The sequence below is a fragment of the Klebsiella ornithinolytica genome (genome assembly GCF_030505655.1).
GTDB classification, from domain to species: domain Bacteria; phylum Pseudomonadota; class Gammaproteobacteria; order Enterobacterales; family Enterobacteriaceae; genus Klebsiella; species Klebsiella ornithinolytica.
Genome location: NZ_CP130153.1, coordinates 617,322 through 638,400 on the forward strand (window position 1 = coordinate 617,322; position 21,079 = coordinate 638,400).

At 55.3% G+C, this 21,079-nt stretch carries 22 protein-coding genes and 1 other RNA gene; 7 read left to right on the forward strand and 16 right to left on the reverse strand.

Annotation, left to right across the window (positions count from 1 at the left end; translation table 11 throughout):
• Positions 1-32: 32 nt before the first annotated feature.
• Positions 33-1,604 (reverse strand): galactarate dehydratase, encoded by a 1,572-nt coding sequence (garD, locus tag Q1L34_RS02970; RefSeq protein WP_004867985.1) that lies wholly within the window; start codon positions 1,602-1,604, stop codon positions 33-35.
• A gap of 511 nt (positions 1,605-2,115) precedes the next feature.
• Here garD and garL point away from each other — a divergent pair.
• From garL to rnpB, 4 genes are all read left to right on the forward strand, one after another.
• Positions 2,116-2,886: a 2-dehydro-3-deoxyglucarate aldolase gene (gene garL, locus Q1L34_RS02975; protein ID WP_004867979.1), complete on the forward strand. Its 771-nt coding sequence runs from the start codon at positions 2,116-2,118 to the stop codon at positions 2,884-2,886.
• A gap of 28 nt (positions 2,887-2,914) precedes the next feature.
• The gene (garR, locus tag Q1L34_RS02980; RefSeq protein ID WP_004867977.1) at positions 2,915-3,805 is read left to right on the forward strand and encodes a 2-hydroxy-3-oxopropionate reductase; all 891 of its coding nucleotides are present in this window, start codon (positions 2,915-2,917) and stop codon (positions 3,803-3,805) included.
• 63 nt (positions 3,806-3,868) lie between these two features.
• A complete protein-coding gene (gene garK, locus Q1L34_RS02985; protein ID WP_004867976.1) occupies positions 3,869-5,014 on the forward strand; it encodes a glycerate 2-kinase in 1,146 nt (381 codons plus the stop codon).
• 32 nt (positions 5,015-5,046) lie between these two features.
• An RNA gene (gene rnpB, locus Q1L34_RS02990) (RNase P RNA component class A) lies at positions 5,047-5,423 on the forward strand.
• A 328-nt stretch (positions 5,424-5,751) separates the two neighbouring features.
• Here rnpB and Q1L34_RS02995 read toward each other — a convergent pair.
• Positions 5,752-5,919, reverse strand: coding sequence for a hypothetical protein (locus Q1L34_RS02995; RefSeq protein WP_004867972.1), 168 nt, complete (start codon positions 5,917-5,919; stop codon positions 5,752-5,754).
• Between the two features lie 24 nt (positions 5,920-5,943).
• Complete coding sequence (locus Q1L34_RS03000) at positions 5,944-6,645, reverse strand: pirin family protein (protein WP_004867969.1); 702 nt, start codon at positions 6,643-6,645, stop codon at positions 5,944-5,946.
• 104 nt (positions 6,646-6,749) lie between these two features.
• Here Q1L34_RS03000 and Q1L34_RS03005 point away from each other — a divergent pair, with 104 nt between their 5' ends.
• Complete coding sequence (locus Q1L34_RS03005; protein ID WP_004867964.1) at positions 6,750-7,646, forward strand: LysR family transcriptional regulator; 897 nt, start codon at positions 6,750-6,752, stop codon at positions 7,644-7,646.
• A 38-nt stretch (positions 7,647-7,684) separates the two neighbouring features.
• On the opposite strand, the gene Q1L34_RS03010 is transcribed toward Q1L34_RS03005, so the two are convergent.
• The 11 genes from Q1L34_RS03010 to Q1L34_RS03060 form a co-directional block, all read right to left on the reverse strand.
• Positions 7,685-8,053, reverse strand: a complete 369-nt coding sequence (locus tag Q1L34_RS03010; RefSeq protein ID WP_004867959.1) for a DUF805 domain-containing protein — start codon at positions 8,051-8,053, stop codon at positions 7,685-7,687.
• 127 nt (positions 8,054-8,180) lie between these two features.
• Positions 8,181-9,167, reverse strand: a complete 987-nt coding sequence (locus Q1L34_RS03015; RefSeq protein ID WP_004867958.1) for a glutathione S-transferase family protein — start codon at positions 9,165-9,167, stop codon at positions 8,181-8,183.
• A gap of 77 nt (positions 9,168-9,244) precedes the next feature.
• On the reverse strand, positions 9,245-9,637 hold the full coding sequence (locus Q1L34_RS03020; RefSeq protein ID WP_004867955.1) for a DoxX family protein: 393 nt from the start codon (positions 9,635-9,637) through the stop codon (positions 9,245-9,247).
• Between the two features lie 311 nt (positions 9,638-9,948).
• On the reverse strand, positions 9,949-10,245 hold the full coding sequence (locus tag Q1L34_RS03025) for a YqjK-like family protein (RefSeq protein ID WP_004867953.1): 297 nt from the start codon (positions 10,243-10,245) through the stop codon (positions 9,949-9,951).
• Positions 10,242-10,640, reverse strand: a complete 399-nt coding sequence (locus Q1L34_RS03030) for a phage holin family protein (protein WP_004867949.1) — start codon at positions 10,638-10,640, stop codon at positions 10,242-10,244. The genes Q1L34_RS03025 and Q1L34_RS03030 overlap by 4 nt, the downstream gene beginning before the upstream one ends.
• 2 nt (positions 10,641-10,642) lie before the next feature.
• Entirely contained in the window at positions 10,643-10,948 is a 306-nt protein-coding gene (locus tag Q1L34_RS03035) for an ElaB/YgaM/YqjD family protein (protein WP_004867946.1), read from the reverse strand.
• 41 nt (positions 10,949-10,989) lie between these two features.
• Positions 10,990-11,358: a DUF1090 domain-containing protein gene (locus Q1L34_RS03040; protein ID WP_032690623.1), complete on the reverse strand. Its 369-nt coding sequence runs from the start codon at positions 11,356-11,358 to the stop codon at positions 10,990-10,992.
• 150 nt (positions 11,359-11,508) lie between these two features.
• Complete coding sequence (gene mzrA, locus Q1L34_RS03045; RefSeq protein ID WP_004867943.1) at positions 11,509-11,892, reverse strand: EnvZ/OmpR regulon moderator MzrA; 384 nt, start codon at positions 11,890-11,892, stop codon at positions 11,509-11,511.
• A gap of 2 nt (positions 11,893-11,894) precedes the next feature.
• Entirely contained in the window at positions 11,895-12,557 is a 663-nt protein-coding gene (gene yqjA / locus Q1L34_RS03050) for a DedA family general envelope maintenance protein YqjA (protein WP_004867940.1), read from the reverse strand.
• 336 nt (positions 12,558-12,893) lie between these two features.
• Positions 12,894-13,670: a transcriptional regulator ExuR gene (gene exuR / locus Q1L34_RS03055; RefSeq protein WP_004867938.1), complete on the reverse strand. Its 777-nt coding sequence runs from the start codon at positions 13,668-13,670 to the stop codon at positions 12,894-12,896.
• A gap of 129 nt (positions 13,671-13,799) precedes the next feature.
• Positions 13,800-15,101, reverse strand: a complete 1,302-nt coding sequence (locus Q1L34_RS03060; RefSeq protein WP_004867935.1) for an MFS transporter — start codon at positions 15,099-15,101, stop codon at positions 13,800-13,802.
• 481 nt (positions 15,102-15,582) lie between these two features.
• Between Q1L34_RS03060 and uxaC the strand changes: the two genes are divergently transcribed.
• Both uxaC and Q1L34_RS03070 read left to right on the forward strand, forming a co-directional pair.
• Positions 15,583-16,995 carry a glucuronate isomerase gene (gene uxaC / locus Q1L34_RS03065; protein ID WP_004867932.1) on the forward strand — a complete coding sequence of 471 codons (1,413 nt, stop codon included), beginning with the start codon at positions 15,583-15,585 and terminating at the stop codon, positions 16,993-16,995.
• A gap of 18 nt (positions 16,996-17,013) precedes the next feature.
• Positions 17,014-18,501, forward strand: a complete 1,488-nt coding sequence (locus Q1L34_RS03070; protein ID WP_048023325.1) for a UxaA family hydrolase — start codon at positions 17,014-17,016, stop codon at positions 18,499-18,501.
• Between the two features lie 84 nt (positions 18,502-18,585).
• Here the strand turns inward: Q1L34_RS03070 and sstT are convergent, their stop codons facing one another.
• Both sstT and Q1L34_RS03080 read right to left on the reverse strand, forming a co-directional pair.
• Positions 18,586-19,833: a serine/threonine transporter SstT gene (sstT, locus tag Q1L34_RS03075; RefSeq protein WP_004867918.1), complete on the reverse strand. Its 1,248-nt coding sequence runs from the start codon at positions 19,831-19,833 to the stop codon at positions 18,586-18,588.
• Between the two features lie 253 nt (positions 19,834-20,086).
• Positions 20,087-21,055, reverse strand: a complete 969-nt coding sequence (locus tag Q1L34_RS03080) for a TerC family protein (protein ID WP_015585682.1) — start codon at positions 21,053-21,055, stop codon at positions 20,087-20,089.
• Positions 21,056-21,079: the final 24 nt, after the last annotated feature.

Sequence of the window (21,079 nt, forward strand, 5' to 3'; positions counted from 1 at the left end):
AGGCGGCTGGCACCGTGCCGCCCGAGGGGCAATCAGGTCACCGGCGCCGGGTTAAAGACCGCCAGCTGATTATACAGGCCCCACCGATCGGAGAAGGTTTTCTTACGGCCGCTGGCGACATCAAGAATAAACCCGAACAGCTTCTGGCCAACCTCTTCAATCGTCTCTTCGCCGGTGGCGATAGTCCCGGCGTTGATATCCATTAAGTCATACCAGCGGTTTGCCAGCTCGGTGCGGGTTGCCATCTTGATGACCGGCACGGCGACCAGACCATACGGCGTGCCGCGCCCGGTTGTAAACACCTGAACCGTAATCCCCGAAGCAACCTGCTGAGTGCCGCAGACAAAGTCGCTGGCCGGGGTAGCCGCAAAGATCAGGCCGCGTTTGGTTGGGCGCTGGCCTGGTGAGAGGACCTCGGCAATCGCGCTCTTGCCGGATTTGGCGATCGAACCCAGCGCCTTTTCCACTACGTTCGCCAGGCCGCCCTTCTTATTACCGGGGGAGGGATTGGCGCTGCGATCGGTTTGACCTGAATCGAGGTAGTTATCGTACCAGGCCATCTCTTCGAGCAGACGCTTACCCACTTCTTCGTTGATCGCCCGCGGCGTCAGCAGATGGATAGCATCGCGAACCTCAGTGACCTCAGAGAACATGACGGTGGCGCCGCAGCGGACCAGCAGATCGGAAGCGTAGCCCACCGCCGGATTGGCGGTCACGCCGGAAAAGGCATCGCTGCCGCCGCACTGCATGCCCACCACCAGCTCAGAGGCCGGACAGGTTTCACGCTGGCGGGCATTCAGTTTTGTCAGATGCCGTTCCGCTACCTGCAAAATATCGTCAACCATTGACTGGAACCCGACATGCTGTTCATCCTGCAGGCGGATGACACTGGCGCTGTCGACGGCGATGGGCTGAACATCTTCGGTGCCCTGGAGCAGGCGTTCCGGCTGGAGCTTTTCACAGCCGAGCCCAACCACCATGACTTCACCGCCGAAATTGGGGTTTAGCGCCAGATTATGGATCGTGCGAATAGGGATCACGGCAGCCGGGGCGTTGATCGCCACGCCGCAGCCATACAGGTGGTTGAGACCGACCACACCGTCGACATTCGGGTATTTCGGCAGCAGGTCTCGTTCAATAATTTTCACCACATAGTCGACGACGCCCGCGACGCAGTGCACGCTGGTAGTGATACCGAGCAGGTTTCTGGTGCCGACGCTGCCATCGGCGTTGCGATACCCTTCAAAGGTGTAACCGGTCAGCGCAGGCAGAGGCTCCGGAACTTTGTTTGCCAGCGGTAGCGTGTTCAGCGGCGGCGCTTTCGGCAGTTCAACCAGCGATTCCTCAATCCAGCTACCCTGCGGGATGTCGCGCACCGCGTAGCCAATGACTTCGCCATAGCGGATGATTTCACCGCGTACAGGAATATCAATCAATGCTACTTTGTGACCTTGCGGGATATGTTCGATGAGCGTCAGTCCGTCAGGGAAACGCGTTCCGGCTTTTAAACCTCGATCGTTAACAATAATCGCTACATTATCCGTTTGGTGTACTTTTATATAAAACGCCGTCGGCGATTCCTGTCTGATTTCAATGTCGGCCATTGTCCAGTATTCTCCAGCAAGGTGCGAATAATAAAATAAAACGGCTATTCAGTTTCTGATGAACGAATTTCTTCGGCAAAGAATGTCAGGTGTTTTGATTTGGATGTGTGATCCCAGTCACTCATTGTCGCGGGAGCAAAACCGCTGCCAAGGGAAAACACTGGAACTGTGCATCAGCGCCCACTGATTATGGCGTATGCACAATTATAATGATTATTTATTCTATTTTATGGGTTTTTTGCACGGTGTTCTATGACCGCCAGCTGATTATACTGAGTCATGCTTGCTATGCGCCAGATGAGTAAATCGAGTGCTTCTGATATCGGTTTATAAACAATTAAGAGGCACACCAAAAATAAATAAATGAAGTGCAATGCGCTTATTCAACGCAGCGCTAATCTTCATTGAATGTTCGGCCTGATAGCAATGATTGGCTATCCGTTTATTGTCGACCACATTCAATATGTGTAACTGCAGAAATAATTAACGGTTGAGTGACAAGGTATAAGTGATGAATAACGATATCTTCCCGAACAAATTTAAGGCGGCCCTGGCGGCGCATCAGATTCAAATTGGTTGCTGGTCCGCCCTGGCCAGCCCCATCACGACAGAAGTATTAGGCCTGGCCGGTTTCGACTGGCTGGTGCTGGACGGCGAACATGCGCCGAACGATATCTCCACCTTTATCCCCCAGTTGATGGCGCTGAAAGGCAGCGTCAGCGCGCCGGTTGTGCGCGTACCGACTAACGAGCCGGTGATCATTAAGCGCCTGCTGGATATTGGTTTCTATAACTTTTTGATCCCGTTTGTGGAAAGCGAAAAGGAAGCGCTCGACGCTGTCGCCGCCACGCGCTATCCGCCAGAAGGAATTCGCGGCGTTTCCGTGTCGCACCGCGCCAACATGTTTGGCACGGTGCCGGATTACTTCGCGCAGTCGAACCAAAACATCACCCTCCTGGTACAAATTGAAAGCCAGCAGGGGGTGGATAATGTCGATGCGATTGCCGCGACTGCGGGCGTTGACGGTATTTTTGTCGGCCCAAGCGACCTGGCCGCCGCGCTGGGACATCTGGGCAACGCCTCTCACCCGCAGGTCCAGCAGGCTATCCAGCACATCTTTGCGAGCGCGAAAAAGCACGGCAAGCCGAGCGGTATTCTGGCGCCGGTAGAAGCGGATGCGCGTCGTTATCTGGAATGGGGCGCGACCTTTGTCGCCGTCGGCAGCGATCTGGGCGTATTCCGCTCCGCCACGCAGAAACTGGCTGATTCCTTTAAGAAATAACCGCCACCGGAACAAGAGAGATAAAGACATGACAATGAAAGTTGGTTTTATTGGCCTTGGCATCATGGGTAAACCCATGAGTAAAAACCTCCTCAAAGCGGGTTACTCGCTGGTGGTTGCCGATCGTAATCCGGAAGCCATCGCAGAAGTGATTGCCGCAGGCGCTGAAACCGCCGCTTCGGCGAAAGCGATAGCTGAACAGTGTGAGGTGATCATCACCATGCTGCCGAACTCTCCGCATGTGAAAGAGGTGGCGCTGGGCGAAGGCGGCATTATTGAAGGGGCGAAGCCGGGCACCGTGCTGATTGATATGAGCTCCATTGCTCCGCTGGCGAGCCGCGAAATCAGCGATGCGCTAAAGGCGAAAGGCGTAAATATGCTGGATGCGCCGGTCAGCGGCGGCGAGCCGAAGGCCATTGACGGTACTTTGTCGGTCATGGTTGGCGGTGATAAAGCGATTTTTGACCAATATTATGACCTGCTGAAAGCGATGGCGGGTTCTGTCGTGCATACCGGCGATATCGGTGCGGGCAACGTGACCAAGCTGGCCAACCAGGTGATCGTGGCGCTGAATATTGCGGCCATGTCTGAAGCATTGACCCTGGCGACCAAAGCAGGTGTGAACCCGGATCTGGTGTATCAGGCAATCCGCGGCGGTCTGGCCGGCAGCACCGTACTGGATGCCAAAGCGCCGATGGTGATGGATCGCAACTTTAAACCGGGCTTCCGTATCGATTTGCATATCAAAGATCTGGCGAATGCGCTGGATACGTCCCACGGCGTGGGGGCGCAGCTGCCGCTGACCGCGGCGGTGATGGAGATGATGCAGGCGCTGCGCGCTGACGGTCTGGGTACCGCCGACCACAGCGCGCTTGCGTGCTACTACGAAAAACTGGCGAAAGTGGAAGTCACTCGCTAACAAGAAGGGCGCGGATAGCGCCCTGTAATTCTTGCCTTGCGCGGCACTGTCAGGCTAATAACTATGAAAATCGTAATCGCCCCAGACTCATATAAAGAAAGCCTCTCGGCCACTGAGGTTGCACAGGCTATAGAAAAAGGTTTTCGGGAGATTTTCCCCGATGCGCTCTATGTGAAGGTCCCTCTCGCCGATGGCGGTGAAGGGACCGTTGAGGCGATGATCGCCGCGACACAGGGAACCAAAATGAGCGCTTGTGTGACGGGGCCGCTGGGGGTGCCGGTTGATGCCTGCTGGGGGCTTTCCGGGGATGGTCAAACCGCGTTTATTGAAATGGCGGCGGCCAGCGGGCTGGGGCTGGTGCCTCCCGCGCAGCGCAATCCGCTGTTGACGACCTCGCGTGGCACCGGTGAGCTGATTTTGCAGGCGCTGGAGCATGGGGCGAGAAAGATCATTATTGGTATTGGCGGCAGTGCAACCAACGACGGTGGCGCAGGGATGGTGCAGGCGCTGGGCGCGCGGCTTCGCGACGCGAACGGCGTTGATATTGGTGACGGCGGTGGCAGCCTTGCCTGCCTGAATTCGATTGACCTGTCCGCACTGGATGTTCGGTTGCAGGAGTGTTCAATTCACGTGGCCTGCGATGTCTCTAACCCACTGACTGGCGAGACGGGCGCTTCGTGGATTTTCGGCCCGCAAAAAGGGGCGACGGAAGCGATGATCCTCGAGCTGGATCGTAATCTTGAGCACTATGCGGATGTGATTAAGCGAACTCTGCGTGTCGATGTCAAAGAGGTCGCCGGAGCCGGTGCCGCAGGTGGCATGGGGGCGGCGCTGATGGCATTTCTGAATGCTGAATTACGTAGCGGTATCGAGATTGTGACCCAGGCGCTGAATCTGGAAGAGCATATTCTTGACTGTTCGCTGGTAGTGACCGGTGAAGGAAGGCTCGACAGTCAAAGCATTAGCGGTAAGGTCCCGGTCGGCGTCGCGAGCGTGGCGAAAAAATACCGTAAGCCGGTGATTGGTATTGCCGGCAGCCTGGCCCGCGATGTCGGCGTGGTACATCAGTATGGTATCGACGCGGTGTTCAGCGTGCTGACCACTATCACGAGCCTGGAGGAGGCCTTCCGCGGTGCTTCGGACAATATTTATCGCGCTTCACGGAATGTTGCCGCGACTTTGCAGGTCGGGATTGTGATGGAAGGATGACAACCGACGGTAAACCTTTTATACTTCGCGCCGAAGCTGACCAGACAGTCGCCGCTTCGTCGTCGTCCTCTTCGGGGGAGACGGGCGGAGGGGAGGAAAGTCCGGGCTCCATAGGGCAGGGTGCCAGGTAACGCCTGGGGGGGAAACCCACGACCAGTGCAACAGAGAGCAAACCGCCGATGGCCCGCGCAAGCGGGATCAGGTAAGGGTGAAAGGGTGCGGTAAGAGCGCACCGCGCGACTGGTAACAGTTCGTGGCACGGTAAACTCCACCCGGAGCAAGGCCAAATAGGGGTTCACAAGGTACGGCCCGTACTGAACCCGGGTAGGCTGCTTGAGCCAGTGAGCGATTGCTGGCCTAGATGAATGACTGTCCACGACAGAACCCGGCTTATCGGTCAGCTTCAACTCATTCAAAAACGCCCATACAGCGCAATCTGTATGGGCGTTTTGCGATATGCGGCAGAAGCGGCAGAAGACGATGAATGACAGTCCACTCCGCTCTCAATGACAAGAAAGCGGCTTATCGGTCAGCGTCAACTCATTCAAGAACGCCCATACAGCGCAATCTGTATGGGCGTTTTGCGATATGCGGCAGAAGCGGCAGAAGACGATGAATGACAGTCCACTCCGCTCTCAATGACAAGAAAGCGGCTTATCGGTCAGCGTCAATCATGCAAAAACGCCCTGCGCAGGATAAGCTAAGCAGGGCGTTTTGCTATTTCCGAAGGTGGCCGTTCAGGCGGTGTTTTCTTCGTCCTGAATCCGAATTTCGGCTTCTGAAACAATTGCTTCCAGTTCGCTTAGCATCTCTTCATAGCCAAAACTTACGGCCTTCGTTGGCTCCGTTAACAGCGGCTCGGGCGACGATACGGCTTTCTTTGCTTTCTTCTTATGCTTACTCACTGACAGACTCCATGACTCCCGTTATTACACCGGTAAATCTATCAGTAAAGCGCGCAATGGCGTGTCGGCAACAAGGGTAATGTTAGCTTCGTCACGAATAAATGCCCCGTCACCGCAGGTCAGGGCCTGTTTTGCTTCTTCATGGGCGACGGCATGCACCGTTCCATGAATCGATTGCAGGTAGGCGCGCGGCCCGTGTAGCTGGACATCAACCCGCTCGCCTTTGGCGAGATCGAGATGGTGGATCCAGACCTGCTGACGCAGCTGTAAACTGTTGTGCGCGCCGTCAGGTGAAGCGAGCAGCTGTTGCCCGCTACCAGCGATAGCCATTTTCTGCAGCAGCGGATTTTCCCGCTGCGGACAGGCATCCAGCCACAGCTGCATCCGCGTCAGCGAACCGTCTTTACTCAAATTGTGCTCGCTGTAACTCACCCCTGGTTGAGTGGATATCAGCAGCGCTTCGCCGGCCTTTGCCTGCACATGGTTGCCATCACTGTCACGATATTCCGCTTCCCCTTCCAGAATCAGGTTCAGGATATCGACTTTCGGGTAGGTACGCGGTTGAAACGACGCGCCGGGTGCCAGAACTTCCTGGTTGAGCACGCGCAAAGAGGCGTAGCCTAACAGTTTAGGGTCAAAGTAGTGTCCAAAGGAAAAGGTGTAGCGGGCCTGCAGCCAGCCGAAATCTGCTTGTCCGCATTGTTTGGCTGTTCGGGTAGTAATCATTTTCTTGACCTCTCTTTACACTAAATCAATGGTAAAGGTATGGACGCTGTATTGTTAGCCAGATATTCTGCCCGGTATATTCAAATTTCCTGAATGAGAGTGCTATGGCTAAAGAGAGAGCATTGACGCTGGAAGCGTTACGCGTAATGGACGCTATCGACAGGCGTGGGAGCTTTGCTGCTGCGGCCGACGAACTCGGACGGGTGCCCTCAGCCCTCAGTTACACCATGCAAAAGCTGGAAGAGGAACTGGATGTAGTGCTGTTTGACCGCTCAGGTCATCGGACAAAATTCACCAACGTTGGGCGGATGCTGCTGGAGCGCGGGCGCGTGCTGCTGGAAGCGGCCGATAAGCTCACCACTGATGCCGAAGCGCTTTCGCGCGGCTGGGAAACGCATCTGACCATCGTGACCGAAGCCCTGGTACCAACCCAGGACTTCTTTCCGCTGATTGAGAAGCTGGCGACCAAATCGAATACCCAGCTGTCGGTGCTTACCGAAGTGCTGGCCGGCGCGTGGGAGCGGCTGGAGCAGGGACGTGCGGATATCGTTGTCGCCCCTGATATGCATTTTCGTTCCTCATCGGAGATTAACTCCCGCAAACTCTATTCGGTGCTGAACGTCTATGTTGCTGCGCCGGATCACCCCATTCACCAGGAGCCGGAGCCGCTTTCCGAAGTGACGCGGGTAAAATATCGCGGCGTGGCGGTGGCAGATACCGCCCGCGAGCGTCCGGTTCTGACGGTACAGCTGCTCGACAAACAGCCGCGCTTAACGGTCAGTACTATTGAAGATAAACGTCAGGCTCTGCTGGCGGGACTGGGGGTGGCGACGATGCCCTATCCGCTGGTCGAGAAAGACATCGCCGAAGGGCGCTTACGGGTTGTCAGCCCGGAATATACTAATGAAATTGACATCATTATGGCGTGGCGCCGCGACAGTATGGGCGAAGCGAAATCATGGTGTCTGCGGGAGATCCCTAAGCTGTTTGCCGGGAAGTAAATCCGCTATGCGCTCCTTCCGCGGGAGGAGCGCATCATTCACGATGACAGGGATTTGGGATCCGGCCCGAAACGGTTGTTGCCAGGCGTGCCGTTCTGGCAATTGAAGAGCAGAATGATCAGCCAGCCAATAACCGGAATCAGCATCAGCAACAGCCACCACGCCGAGCGATCCGTATCGTGTAAACGGCGAAACTGCACCGCCCACCACGGCAAAAAGACCAACACGCCATAAATCGTCGTCAGGATGCCTTCACCTCCTGCGCGCTGCCATCCCAGCATTTTATCGATGATGCTCAGTACGCCGGTCAGGATGATGTTGACCAGAATAAACATCCAGTACTCTTTGCGGCGTGCGCGGCCGCCAAATCCAATGTAGTTTCTCAGTACTTTTAAATACCAGTCCATTTTTACGCCTCGATTAACGGTCAATCACTTGTTTTTAAAGCGATCGCAATAAGAATAGACGCGAATAGCAGACGGGTAAATATGCCGGATCTGAAAATATCGGGCGCCGGGAAGGGCGCCCGGCAGGTTAGCGGAACAGAAGGTCCCGGCCGTGCGGCTCGGTGAGATCCTGCTGAGGACCGACGGAGATAATCCCGGTTGGGTTAATCGTTTTATGGCTGCGATAGTAGTGGTGGCGGATGTGGGCAAAATTCACCGTCTCCGCAATACCCGGCATCTGGTAGATATCGCGCAGGAAACCATACAGATTGGGGTAGTCGCTGATACGGCGTTTGTCGCACTTAAAGTGGGTCACGTAGACCGGGTCGAAACGCACGAGGGTTGTCCACAGACGAATATCGGCCTCGGTCAGCTGGCTACCCGTCAGATAGCGATGCTGGCCCAGAATTTGTTCCAGGCGCTCCAGCGAGGTGAACACCGCATCGACAGCCTCATCATAGGCCTGCTGGCTGGTGGCGAACCCGGCTTTATAGACGCCGTTATTGACGTTGTCGTAGATCCAACCGTTCAGCGCATCGATATTTTCGCGCAGCGCGGGCGGGTAGTAATCGCCGGCGGTGGCGCCCAGTCCGTCAAAGGCGGTATTGAACATGCGGATGATTTCAGCCGACTCATTACTGACGATCGTATGCTGCTTTTTATCCCACAGAACCGGCACCGTGACACGTCCGGTGTAGTGCGGATCGGCGTGCAGGTAGAGCTGATAGAGAAATTCATGTTGATACAGCGTATCGCCGGTCGCCTCGGGAAAATCGTCGTCGAAAGTCCAGCCGTTTTCCAGCATCAGGGGGTGAACCACCGAGACGGAAAGAAAAGGATCCAGACCTTTGAGCTTGCGCAGAATTAACGTGCGGTGCGCCCACGGGCAGGCGAGGGATACGTACAGATGATAGCGATCTTTTTCTGCAGCAAAGCCGCCGTCGCCGGAGGGGCCCGGTGCGCCATCGGCGGTCAGCCAGTTGCGGAAGGCTGAAACGGAACGCTTGAAACGCCCTCCGGTGGATTTGGTGTCATACCAGGTATCGTGCCAGACGCCGTCGATTAATTGTCCCATTTTTTCCTCCTTCAGACTTCAGATAGCAAAAGCGAGGAGATATCTCCTCGCTTTGTTCTTCACTCAGTATAGTGTGCTTACCACTTTTTATTCAGCACGCGGTCGATGCTGAATGCGCCCGGACCGGTGATGGCCAGCAGCAGGAAACCGCCTGCGATGGTCAGGTTTTTCATGAACATCAGCGAGTTCACGCCTTCAGCAAAGTTGCTGTGGAACAGGAACGCGGTCAGCAGGGTGAAGCCTGCGGTGAACAGCGCGGTGGTACGTGTCAGGAAACCGAACAGAATCGCCAGACCGCCGCCGAACTCCAGCAGAATGGTTAATGGCAGTAATGCGCCCGGTACGCCCATGGCTTCCATATATTGTTGAGTACCCGCATAACCGGTGATTTTTCCCCAACCTGCAGTGATAAACAGGATTGGCATCAGAATGCGTGCTACCAGTACACCAACATCTTCTAATTTTTTCATTTCTTACTCCAGAAAACCCAAAGGGCGGCGATTTTGTTTTTTGGTGCAATCCTGCGTAGTTACGCGGGGTTGCTGTCGATGGAGAGAATATTAGCGAGGCTCGAAAGGAATTGTTAGCAAGGAAAACTGTAGATCTTCATCAAAGATTCTGAGTGATCGCGATCGGTAAACGCGACCTGACAAGGGCCACGAGCAGAGCTCAACGCCGCCGTCAGCGGCTGGAGTGGTGACGAAGAGCGGCGCCAGTTGCGAGGCGTTTACGCCCCGGAACAAGGAGAACAGGGATGGCGGAGGTGTGACGGGCAGGGTGTTTAGAGGGAGGATGTCTGGCGCAGCAGGCGTTTTGCCATGCGCCAGGCGCTCCAGAGACCGAAGCCGCGTTTAGTCCAGCGCAGTAAAAAGCGCGGGTGACGAACGGACCATACTGCCATGATACCGCTGCCGACCACCGCCCAGGAGCGAAGGTGCTGGAGGGTCAGCCAGCCGCGGTCGAACGGGGCGGTCGCTTCGAGCCAGTCGCGACGGCTGGCGATTAAATCCAGCCGCTGCTGTTGGATCTGGCGCAGCAGCAGCGCTTTCCGCTGCTCGCGTTGCTGTTTGCTGTTCATAGGCGTTCGTCCTCCAGCAGAGCGCGGTCTTCAGCCAGCTCTTTGCGCGTCAAGCGCAGGAAAGTCGAACGGCGGGCTTTGCGCAGCGTCCAGATACCGCCGATTAACGAGCTGAGCAGCAGCACAGCGGTGGTCGCAATCATTACGTACAGCCGATACTGGGGATCGATGGCCCAGATAATCAGAACCAGCAGGCTCATCAGGCCAAAGGCGGCAAACAGCAGCGTCAGCCCCAGCATCAAAAACAGCTGGAAGAGGTTCGCCTTCTCTTCTTCCAGCTCCACGACCACCAGGCGCAGGCGCGTTTCGACCATTTCAACCAGCAGCGTAATGATCCGCTGGCCGATACCGAAAACGCTCTTTCCCGGCCCCTGAGTGTGTTGAGAATCCGCCATAATTAACGACGCGTCAGCAGGACACCCAGCACCAGCCCGACGGCTGCGCCAATACCTACACCGGTCCACGGATTTTCACGGACGTACTCGTCGGCGCGGGCGGCGGTTTCACGCGTTTGTCTGACGATGGCATCGCTGGTTTCACCGAGCCGGACGCGGCTCTCTTTCAGTGCGCTCTCTGCTTTGCTACGCAGTTTGCCAATCTCTTCTTTTGACTTATCCGTGGAGGAGTTAAGCACTTCTTCCAGGGTATCAGCCAGCGTCTTCAGTTCTGCACGCAGATCGTCTGCAACGTTGTCTTTAGGCATCTTTCTCTCCTGTAGAGTGGGTCCATGTAAAGTGTGGCTTATTAGTAATCACGCGACTCAAGCGTTTTCAGCTCGTGCTGCGCTTCATCAAGCTTGCGTTGGCGCTTGCTGATTTTATCGGCATCGCCTTTCTGCTCAGCTTCCTTCAAATCGCGCTGACGCTCGGTAATTTCCTCGCGTTGTTTTGCGATTTTTTGCTGATGTTCGGCTTTGAGCTTACCGTCGCTGCAGTTCGCTCTGACTTCACGAAGCGCTTTGTTCAAACCATCAATCCGGTTCTGGTTGTGATGTTTTTCGGCGTAGCTAATCTCCCGCTGGATATCCTGCTCTTTTTCCTGACAGGGGGAGATGGCAAAGGCGCTGGAGCTCAGCGAAGTCAAAACCAGAATCAAAGCGATGCGGTATTTCATGGATGCTACCTTCCATTGTGTGAGGGCATACCCGGGAGATATGCCCGATCCAGTCGATAAACGTCAGCCCGGTGGCTCCCGCAGTCTTAAGCATAGTCAGGAAAACGGGAAACCACCAAACTGCGTGAAAATATTCAGAATTTTGGCTAGTTATCCCAATCTGTGTGGCGCATCGCGCAGACGGGAGAGCCATGCTGTCGGCGTATTTTCTTCCTCCAGCAAAGCAATAATATAACCATGTGGCAGGGCGCGGCCCAGCACTTCTTTCGCGGCGATACCCTGGGCGCTGGAATCAAATTTGATTAACAGGCCGTCTTTTTGCGGGGTGATACTTTTAAAACGAATGCCGTTTGCGTCGAGATGATGCCAGACGGAAAAACCGTCAGGCATGCCAACGCCCTGAGAGACAGGATGGATAGTCAGGGTTGATTCCTGTTGCTGCACCGCCAGCCATAGCCAGAACAGCGCGCACAAAAAAACAGAACCGCCCAGCAGCCAGCTAATCCGGCGTCGGGAGAGGCTTTTTATGGCCATTATCAGCTCCGGCTTCTGTATTTTTTCTTCCACAGGACAACTAACGAGCCGATTAAGCCAAACACCAGCAGCACAACCGGCAGCAGCATCAGGCAGGACATCAGCTGATCCTCATATTTGAGGAATACCGGGGTTTTACCCAGCAGGTAACCCAGGGAAGTCAGAATCAAAACCCACAGCAGGCCGCTCATCCAGTTAAAGAACTGGAAGCGGGCATTGTTCAGACCCGAAAGTCCGGCAATGGTCGGCAGCAGCGTACGAACGAAGGCAATAAAGCGGCCCATCAACAAGGCGGAGAGCCCGTGCTTATGAAACAGGTGATGTGCGCGCTGGTGGTAGTGGGAGGGCAAATGTGAAAGCCAGTTTTGCACAATTCGCGTATTGCCGAGCCAGCGGCCCTGAATGTAGCTGAGCCAGCAACCCAGGCTGGCTGCCGTCGTCAGCAGAAGCAGGGTTTCGGGAAAACCCATCGCCCCTTTGGCTATCAGAACGCCGACCAGCACCAGCAGGCTGTCGCCGGGTAAAAAGGCGGCGGGAAGCAGGCCGTTTTCAAGGAACAAAATCATAAATAAGACAAAGTAAAGCATGCCAATCATGGAGGGATTCGCGAGGGTCTCGTAATCCTGGCTCCATAAGGCATTCAACAATTGGGTTAATAGTTCCATTCACGATTCCTGGTACATCGGTTAACGGTATGTCTGAACGCAGCGTGTATTGCGACATAGATTCTTATGAGATTATGGTCGCTGTTGGTGCGTTCTGAACGGTTCCCTGTTAAAAGTGAAATCAACGCAAGCCTACTTCAGAACGTCAAAATGCATCTAATTGTAACAAAATCGCTGAGTTTACGTCAGAAAAATTGCAGTCGGTTGCTCGTTGATTTTGCTGATTGCGGTGGCGGGAGGCGAGTCTCTTTACACAGGCTGACACTATAGATGTTTGCTTACCCTGGCGGGTTTGCGGGCAGGCGCTGACAGCCTGCCTGAAATGAAGATAACCGCTTATTTTGCGCCATTGGCCGCGGTATCGAGGTGAACGACCGGATTTTCTGCAAACAGATAGCGGTCGGCATTGAATTCAAAATCGTCGCTGGTCTCGTTGAACAACATCAGCTTAGTGTTCTCCAGATGCTGCCACATGGCCAGTTTCGCCGCGTGCGGATCTTTGCGAATCAGCGCTTTCAGAATTTGGTCATGATCGTCACACCAGTTATCCACGGTGCGCAGGTCGATATGGTCATGGAGCTTTTTCCAGTACGGGTTATGCACGCGCTGGGTCCACATTTTTTCAACAATAGCGGCTAACGCCGTATTTTGCGTCGCCAGAGCTACCTGGACATGAAACTGAAGATCCCATTCCGAATCGCGGAAGCATTTCTCTTTACGCGCCTTCTCCTGGATCTCCATCAGCTTCATGATGTCCTGCTTGGTCACCTGGGTGGCGGCGAACTCGGCAATATTGCTTTCAATAAGCTGACGCGCCTGCAGCAGTTCAAAGGGGCCGTAGCTGGCGAACTCCAGCGTTTCATCAACCACCTGCTGATACTTCGGATGGTTGGAGATGACGTGGATGCCAGAGCCTTTACGCACTTCCACATAGCCTTCCACTTCCAGCATGATAATGGCTTCGCGAACCACGGTGCGGCTGACGCTCTTTTCATCGGCGATAAACCGCTCTGCAGGCAGCTTATCGCCCACAAGGTAAACACCTTGCTCAATACGCGCCTTCAGCTCGGCAGCAAGCTGCTGATACAAACGACGCGGTTCTGTGATTTCCATATTCGCTCCCGGAAGATGGCGACAATATTGGATTTGTTATACCACTTTTACGCGCATCTCACCACCGTCAGACATGAAAAAGCCGCCTTCAATGAGGCGGCTTTGTAAACAGATCTCACCGTATCAGGACTAGCTTTGCGTCACCGGCTTAGTCGTTTTGAGCGGCGGGGCGTCGTCATCGGCTGACTTGTTCTTCAGTACGGTCCAGATGACAAGGGCGCCCAGCAGATCGAAGACCGCCAGTACGGCGAACAGCGGGCTGAAACCAATGGTATCCGCCAGAGCGCCGACCACCAGGGCGAACATGGTACTCGCCATCCAGGCCGCCATACCGGTCAGGCCGTTTGCCGTAGCCACTTCGTTACGGCCAAATACGTCGGAAGAGAGCGTAATCAGCGCACCGGACAGCGCCTGGTGGGCAAAGCCGCCGACGCACAGCAGGGCGATAGCCACAAACGGGCTGGTAAACAGGCCGATCATCCCCGGGCCAATCATCAGCAGTGCGCCCATGGTCACGACCATTTTACGCGACACAATCAGGTTAACCCCGAACCAGCGCTGGAACAGCGGCGGCAGATAGCCCCCGATGATGCAGCCCAGGTCAGCAAACAGCATTGGCATCCATGCAAACATCGCGATTTCTTTCAGGTTAAAGCCATAGACTTTAAACATGAACAGCGGGATCCAGGCATTGAAGGTCCCCCATGCTGGCTCGGCAAGGAAGCGCGGCAGCGCGATGCCCCAGAACTGACGGTTGCGCAGGATCTGCCACGGAGACATTTTCTTGCTGTTGTTGGTCTGGTGATGCGATTCCTGACCGCCGATGATGTAGTCGCGTTCTTCAGTGGTTAATTTTTTCTGGTCGCGAGGGTGTTTATAGAAGACCAGCCACGCCATGGCCCAGATAAAACTCAGGACACCGGAGATAATGAACGCCATCTGCCAGCTGTGCATCACAATCGCCCAGACGACCAGCGGCGGGGCGATCATCGCGCCGATTGAGGAGCCCACGTTGAAGTAACCGACGGCAATAGAGCGTTCTTTTGCCGGGAACCATTCGGAGCTGGCCTTCAGGCCTGCCGGGATCATCGCCGCTTCCGCCGCGCCGACCGCGCCACGAGCCAGCGCTAATCCGCCCCAGCTGCCCGCCAGCGCCGTTGAACCACAGAAAACGGCCCAGGCGATCGCGAAGAAGGCATAACCGATCTTCGTCCCCAGCACGTCAAGGACGTAGCCTGCCACCGGCTGCATGACGGTATAAGCAGCTGAATAGGCTGCGATGATATAGGAATACTGTTGGGTGGAGATGTGTAACTCTTCCATCAGAGTCGGCGCAGCCGCAGCCACAGTGTTACGTGTCAGGTAACCCAGCACGGTGCCCATTGTCACCAGTGCGATCATATACCAACGTAACCCTTTAATTTTACGCATGTAAAACCTCATCGTTTGTTATATCTCCGCAGCGAGTGCGGCCATCTTCAAACCCTGTACAGGGGTTGAGAAGGAGAAACGGAGGGCTCAGGAGGGAAAACCCATATGGCCCGAACCTTGCCATCAATTGTTTTGCTTAATTCGGTATCCGTACCGGTCAATGCGATGTATTGAATCATCGCGAATACATTCCAACGGTTTATATGTTGCGACGGCAGAAAGATAACTTGTCATACAACTTTAAAAGTTGAGTACTGTCACAAAAGTGGGAAAGTTTATGGGGGTATTATTTCTTGCGAGCAAAGCCAGTACTGGCGCGGCTTGCACGAGGGTTTACTCCAGAAAGGGTACTTTTTTTGTCAGCGTTTATTGATCTATCTCACGAAAAAGATTTCGGCCTGTAGAAATTGGTGTGATAACTTTGTCAGCATGATAGTCAATCATCTGAAGGGCTCCTCAATGGGGCGAAGAGGAAATGAAAATGACACCGTTTATGACCGAAGATTTTCTGCTTGATACCGAGTTTGCCCGCCGTTTGTATCACGACTACGCCAAAGACCAGCCGATTTTCGACTATCACTGCCACCTTCCGCCGCAGCAGATTGCCGAAAATTATCGTTTTAAAAACCTGTATGACATCTGGCTGAAAGGTGACCACTACAAATGGCGCGCAATGCGCACCAATGGCGTGGCTGAACGCCTGTGTACCGGCGATGCTTCGGACCGCGAGAAGTTTGACGCATGGGCAGCTACCGTACCGCATACGATCGGCAATCCGCTCTATCACTGGACCCATCTGGAGCTGCGCCGCCCGTTTGGGATTACGGGTAAGCTGCTGTCCCCGTCCACCGCGGATGAGATCTGGAATCAGTGCAACGATCTGCTGGCCCAGGAGCGCTTCTCCGCCCGCGGTATCATGACGCAGATGAACGTGAAAATGGTCGGCACCACCGACGATCCGATCGATTCGCTGGAACATCATGCGGCGGTGGCGAAAGACGCGACCTTCACGACCAAAGTGCTGCCAAGCTGGCGTCCGGATAAAGCGTTCAACATTGAGCAGGCGACGTTTAACGACTACATGGCGAAGCTGGGTGAAGTTTCAGATACCGACATCCGCCGCTTTGCCGATCTGCAGGCTGCGCTGGTCAAACGTCTGGATCACTTCGCCGCGCACGGCTGTAAAGTCTCCGACCATGCGCTGGATGTGGTGCTGTTTGCTGAAGCCAGCGAAGCGGAACTCGATAGCATCCTTGCCCGCCGTCTGGCCGGTTCCATCCTGTGCGAACATGAAGTGGCGCAGTTTAAAACGGCTGTGCTGGTCTTCCTGGGAGCAGAATACGCTCGCCGTGGCTGGGTCCAGCAGTATCACATTGGCGCGCTGCGTAACAATAATCAGCGTCAGTTCAAGCTGTTAGGGCCGGATGTTGGCTTTGATTCCATCAACGATCGCCCGATGGCGGAAGAGCTGTCCCGACTGCTGAGCAAGCAGAATGAAGAAAACCTGCTGCCGAAAACCATTCTTTACTGCCTGAACCCGCGCGATAACGAAGTGCTGGGCACGATGATCGGTAACTTCCAGGGCGAAGGGATGCCGGGCAAGATGCAGTTCGGTTCCGGCTGGTGGTTCAACGATCAGAAAGACGGCATGGAACGTCAGATGACCCAGCTGGCGCAGCTTGGTCTGCTCAGTCGTTTCGTCGGCATGCTGACCGACAGCCGCAGCTTCTTGTCCTACACCCGCCATGAGTATTTCCGTCGCATCCTGTGCCAGATGATCGGCCGCTGGGTTGCCGCGGGTGAAGCGCCGGCGGATATTCAGCTGCTGGGCGAGATGGTGAAAAATATCTGCTTTAACAATGCGCGTGATTACTTCGCGATTGAACTGAATTAAGACCAGAGGTCGGTTGCTATGCAATACATTAAAATCCATTCGCAGGATAACGTTGCTGTCGCGTTAGCAGATATGGCGACGGGTACCCAGGTCACCATTGATGATACTGCGGTCACCTTAAGCCAGGACGTTGTCCGTGGTCATAAGTTCGCATTACGCGCGATTGCGAAGGGAGAAAACGTCATCAAGTATGGTCTGCCCATTGGTCATGCGCTGGCGGATATTGCGCCAGGGGAACATATTCATGCCCATAATACGCGTACCAACCTGAGCGACCTTGACGAGTATCGCTATCAACCGGATCTTGCCGAGCCGTCGGCGCAGCCGGCCGACCGCGACGTGCAGCTCTATCGTCGTGCGAACGGGGAGGTCGGGGTGCGCAATGAACTGTGGATCCTGCCGACCGTCGGCTGTGTCAACGGTATCGCCCGTCAGATTCAGAACCGGTTTCTGAAAGAGACCAACGAAGCGGAAGGCACCGATGGCGTCTTTCTCTTCAGTCACACTTACGGCTGTTCGCAGCTGGGTGATGATCACATCAATACCCGCACCATGTTGCAAAACATGGTGCGTCACCCGAACGCCGGGGCGGTGCTGGTGATTGGCCTGGGCTGTGAGAACAACCAGGTCGACGCGTTCCGTGAAACCCTCGGTGAGTTCGATCCTCAGCGCGTACACTTTATGATCTGCCAGAAGCAGGATGATGAGGTGGAAGCGGGACTGGAGCATCTGCATCAGCTTTATGAGGTGATGCGCCACGACAAACGTGAGCCAGGCAAACTGAGCGAGCTGAAGTTTGGCCTCGAGTGCGGCGGATCGGACGGCCTTTCGGGGATTACCGCGAACCCGATGCTGGGACGCTTCTCGGATTACCTGATCGCCAACGGCGGCACCACCGTGTTGACGGAGGTGCCGGAAATGTTCGGCGCTGAGCAGCTGCTGATGAGCCACTGCCGCGATGAACAAACCTTCGACAAGCTGGTGACGATGGTGAATGACTTTAAACAGTACTTCATTGCGCATAACCAGCCCATTTACGAGAACCCGTCGCCGGGTAACAAAGCGGGCGGGATCACGACGCTGGAAGATAAATCGCTGGGCTGCACGCAGAAAGCGGGCTCCAGCGAAGTGGTGGACGTCCTGCGCTATGGCGAACGTTTAAAAGTGCATGGCCTCAATCTGCTGAGCGCGCCGGGCAACGATGCGGTGGCAACCAGCGCGCTGGCCGGTGCGGGGTGTCATATGGTGCTGTTTAGTACCGGTCGCGGCACGCCGTACGGTGGTTTTGTGCCGACGGTCAAAATCGCCACTAACAGCGAACTGGCGGCGAAAAAGAAACACTGGATCGATTTTGACGCCGGTCAGCTGATTCACGGTAAAGCGATGCCTCAGCTGCTGGAAGAGTTTATCGATACCCTCGTTGATATCGTCAATGGCAAACCGACCTGCAATGAGCGCAATGATTTCCGTGAACTGGCGATCTTCAAAAGCGGCGTCACGTTGTAATGAAGCGCATCCGTTCCGTTTAAAATGGAAACGCGAGAGAGGGAAGAAGGCCCCTCCGCAGATGAGCGGAGGGGAAGGTCGGGATTAATCGCGCAGCGCGTTTTTCGCCAGCTGCTCGTCTTCCGCCATACAGGCGGCGGCGGTAAACAGCACGTCGGTGGAGGAGTTCAACGCGGTCTCACAGGAGTCCTGCAGCACGCCGATGATAAAGCCGACGGCAACCACTTGCATGGCGATATCATTGGGGATCCCGAACATGTTGCAGGCCAGCGGGATCAGCAGCAGGGAGCCGCCCGCCACGCCGGAAGCACCGCAGGCGCACAGCGACGCCACGACGCTCAACAGCAGCGCGGTAGGCAGATCCACCGGAATCCCCAGGGTATGTACAGCAGCCAGCGTCAGCACCGTAATGGTGATGGCAGCCCCGGCCATGTTGATGGTGGCGCCCAGCGGGATCGACACCGAATAGGTATCGCGATCGAGATTCAGCTTTTCACTCAGCGCCATATTGACCGGAATATTGGCGGCGGAGCTGCGGGTAAAGAAAGCATACACGCCGCTTTCGCGCAGGCAGGTCAGCACCAGCGGATAGGGGTTGCGGCGGATTTTCCAGAACACCAGCAGCGGGTTAATCACCAGCGCCACCAGCAGCATACAGCCCACCAGCACCATCAGCAGCTGCGCGTAGCCCCACAGGGTTTCAAACCCGGTGGTCGCCAGGGTTGAGGAGACCAGGCCGAAAATACCCAGCGGCGCAAACCGAATAACCAGTTTCACGATAAAGGTCACCGCGTGGGAGACATCGTTGATCAGGTTTTTTGTCGTCTCATTGCCGTGACGCAGCGCAAAGCCCAGACCCACGGCCCACACCAGAATCCCGATATAGTTGGCATTGAGCAGGGCGTCGACCGGGTTTGAAACCATGCTCATCAGCAGCCCGCGCAGTACTTCAACAATCCCCGACGGCGGCGTAATATCGCCGGCCGCGGAGGTCAGGTGCAGCGTGGAAGGGAAGACAAAGCTGAACAGCACGGCGGTGAGTGCGGCGCTGAACGTCCCCAGCAGATACAGGAACAGAATCGGACGGATGCTGGTTTTTTGCCCCTGCTGGTGGTTAGCGATGGAGGCCATCACCAGCATCAGCACCAGCACCGGCGCTACGGCTTTCAGCGCGCCGACAAACAGCGTACCGAGCAGGCCAACGGCGATCGCCGCAGGTTTTGAAACCAGCGCCAGCAGCACGCCAAGCACCAGACCGATTAAAATTTGTTTGACCAGGCTGCCCTGAGCCAGGCGCTGTAGCAGGCCCGATGGGGGAGTTTGTGTCGTCATGATTATCCCTTGTTGTGATGTTGCTACCGGTCCCATGTACGTATTATTTGTTACGTTTATGTCCGGATGTAAATAAATGTTTGCCTGGTCGAGTATACGGAAAGTGCGCCATCCTGGAAGCGTAAAATGCTGCTTATTTAGCTGAGATCTTATTTTTTAACTATGTATTAACGTTTTTGTGACATGGCGAGAAATAATACGCGGCGGGCGTTGCTGACCGGGTGAAAGTGGTTTTCACCCGGCCATTTAAGGCTTAGTGCTGTAATTTCTTCTTGTCGTGTTGCTTATTGACCCAGGCGTTAATCAGCAGCGTCAGCGCCAGAATACCGCCAACGACGCCGAGTGAGGCGCCAATCGGGATATGGTAGAAGTCGACGATCAGCATCTTGATACCGATAAAGACCAGAATGATCGACAGACCATATTTCAGCATGGAGAAGCGCTCCGCGACGCCGGCCAGCAGGAAGTACATGGCGCGCAGGCCGAGAATCGCGAACAGGTTCGACGTCAGCACGATAAACGGATCGGTGGTTACGGCGAAGATTGCCGGGATACTATCGACCGCAAAAATCACGTCGCTCAGCTCGACCAGGATCAGCACCAGCAGCAGCGGCGTGGCGAACAGGACGCCGTTTTGCCGCGTAAAGAAACGCTCGCCTTCAATCTTATCGGTCATCCGCAGATGGCTGCGGATCCAGCGTACCAGCGGTTTGTCGCCGATGCCGGAAGCATCCTCTTTCGCCAGCGCCATCTTCACACCGGTAAACAGCAGGAAAGCACCGAAGAGATAGAGCAGCCACTCGAACTGGGAGATCAGCCAGCTTCCGGTAAAGATCATCACCGTACGCAGCACGATCGCCCCCAGCACGCCGTAAACCAGCACCCGGCGCTGCAGCGCAGGCGGGACGGAGAAGTAGCTGAACAGCATCAGCCAGACAAAGACATTGTCCACGGCCAGCGATTTTTCAATCAGATAGCCGGTAAGGAAAGCCAGCGCCTGCGGATCGGCAACGGCACGGCCCTGAGTTTGTGTCAGGTACCACCAGAAGACGGCGTTAAAGAGAAGGGAGAGCGTTACCCAGAGAATAGACCAACCCGCGGCCTGTTTCATGGTCATGCCATGCGCACCACGCCGTCCCTGAAGAAGCAGATCGATGGCTAGCATGATCACCACGACCACGGCGAATCCGCCCCATAACAACGGTGTGCCGACAGTATTCATTACTTAATTCCTTACATAAAAACA

Coding starts and splice junctions, on each gene's coding strand:
- garK (WP_004867976.1), top strand. CDS start 3,869: ATGAAAATCGTAATCGCCCCAGACTCATATAAAGAAAGCCTCTCGGCC.
- Q1L34_RS03000 (WP_004867969.1), bottom strand. CDS start 6,645: ATGATTACTACCCGAACAGCCAAACAATGCGGACAAGCAGATTTCGGC.
- yqjA (WP_004867940.1), bottom strand. CDS start 12,557: ATGGAACTATTAACCCAATTGTTGAATGCCTTATGGAGCCAGGATTAC.
- Q1L34_RS03020 (WP_004867955.1), bottom strand. CDS start 9,637: ATGAAAAAATTAGAAGATGTTGGTGTACTGGTAGCACGCATTCTGATG.
- Q1L34_RS03025 (WP_004867953.1), bottom strand. CDS start 10,245: ATGAACAGCAAACAGCAACGCGAGCAGCGGAAAGCGCTGCTGCTGCGC.
- Q1L34_RS03035 (WP_004867946.1), bottom strand. CDS start 10,948: ATGCCTAAAGACAACGTTGCAGACGATCTGCGTGCAGAACTGAAGACG.
- Q1L34_RS03040 (WP_032690623.1), bottom strand. CDS start 11,358: ATGAAATACCGCATCGCTTTGATTCTGGTTTTGACTTCGCTGAGCTCC.
- garD (WP_004867985.1), bottom strand. CDS start 1,604: ATGGCCGACATTGAAATCAGACAGGAATCGCCGACGGCGTTTTATATA.
- Q1L34_RS03030 (WP_004867949.1), bottom strand. CDS start 10,640: ATGGCGGATTCTCAACACACTCAGGGGCCGGGAAAGAGCGTTTTCGGT.
- exuR (WP_004867938.1), bottom strand. CDS start 13,670: ATGGAAATCACAGAACCGCGTCGTTTGTATCAGCAGCTTGCTGCCGAG.
- Q1L34_RS03010 (WP_004867959.1), bottom strand. CDS start 8,053: ATGGACTGGTATTTAAAAGTACTGAGAAACTACATTGGATTTGGCGGC.
- Q1L34_RS03015 (WP_004867958.1), bottom strand. CDS start 9,167: ATGGGACAATTAATCGACGGCGTCTGGCACGATACCTGGTATGACACC.
- mzrA (WP_004867943.1), bottom strand. CDS start 11,892: ATGGCCATAAAAAGCCTCTCCCGACGCCGGATTAGCTGGCTGCTGGGC.
- Q1L34_RS03070 (WP_048023325.1), top strand. CDS start 17,014: ATGCAATACATTAAAATCCATTCGCAGGATAACGTTGCTGTCGCGTTA.
- sstT (WP_004867918.1), bottom strand. CDS start 19,833: ATGACGACACAAACTCCCCCATCGGGCCTGCTACAGCGCCTGGCTCAG.
- uxaC (WP_004867932.1), top strand. CDS start 15,583: ATGACACCGTTTATGACCGAAGATTTTCTGCTTGATACCGAGTTTGCC.
- Q1L34_RS03080 (WP_015585682.1), bottom strand. CDS start 21,055: ATGAATACTGTCGGCACACCGTTGTTATGGGGCGGATTCGCCGTGGTC.
- garL (WP_004867979.1), top strand. CDS start 2,116: ATGAATAACGATATCTTCCCGAACAAATTTAAGGCGGCCCTGGCGGCG.
- garR (WP_004867977.1), top strand. CDS start 2,915: ATGACAATGAAAGTTGGTTTTATTGGCCTTGGCATCATGGGTAAACCC.
- Q1L34_RS03060 (WP_004867935.1), bottom strand. CDS start 15,101: ATGCGTAAAATTAAAGGGTTACGTTGGTATATGATCGCACTGGTGACA.
- Q1L34_RS03005 (WP_004867964.1), top strand. CDS start 6,750: ATGGCTAAAGAGAGAGCATTGACGCTGGAAGCGTTACGCGTAATGGAC.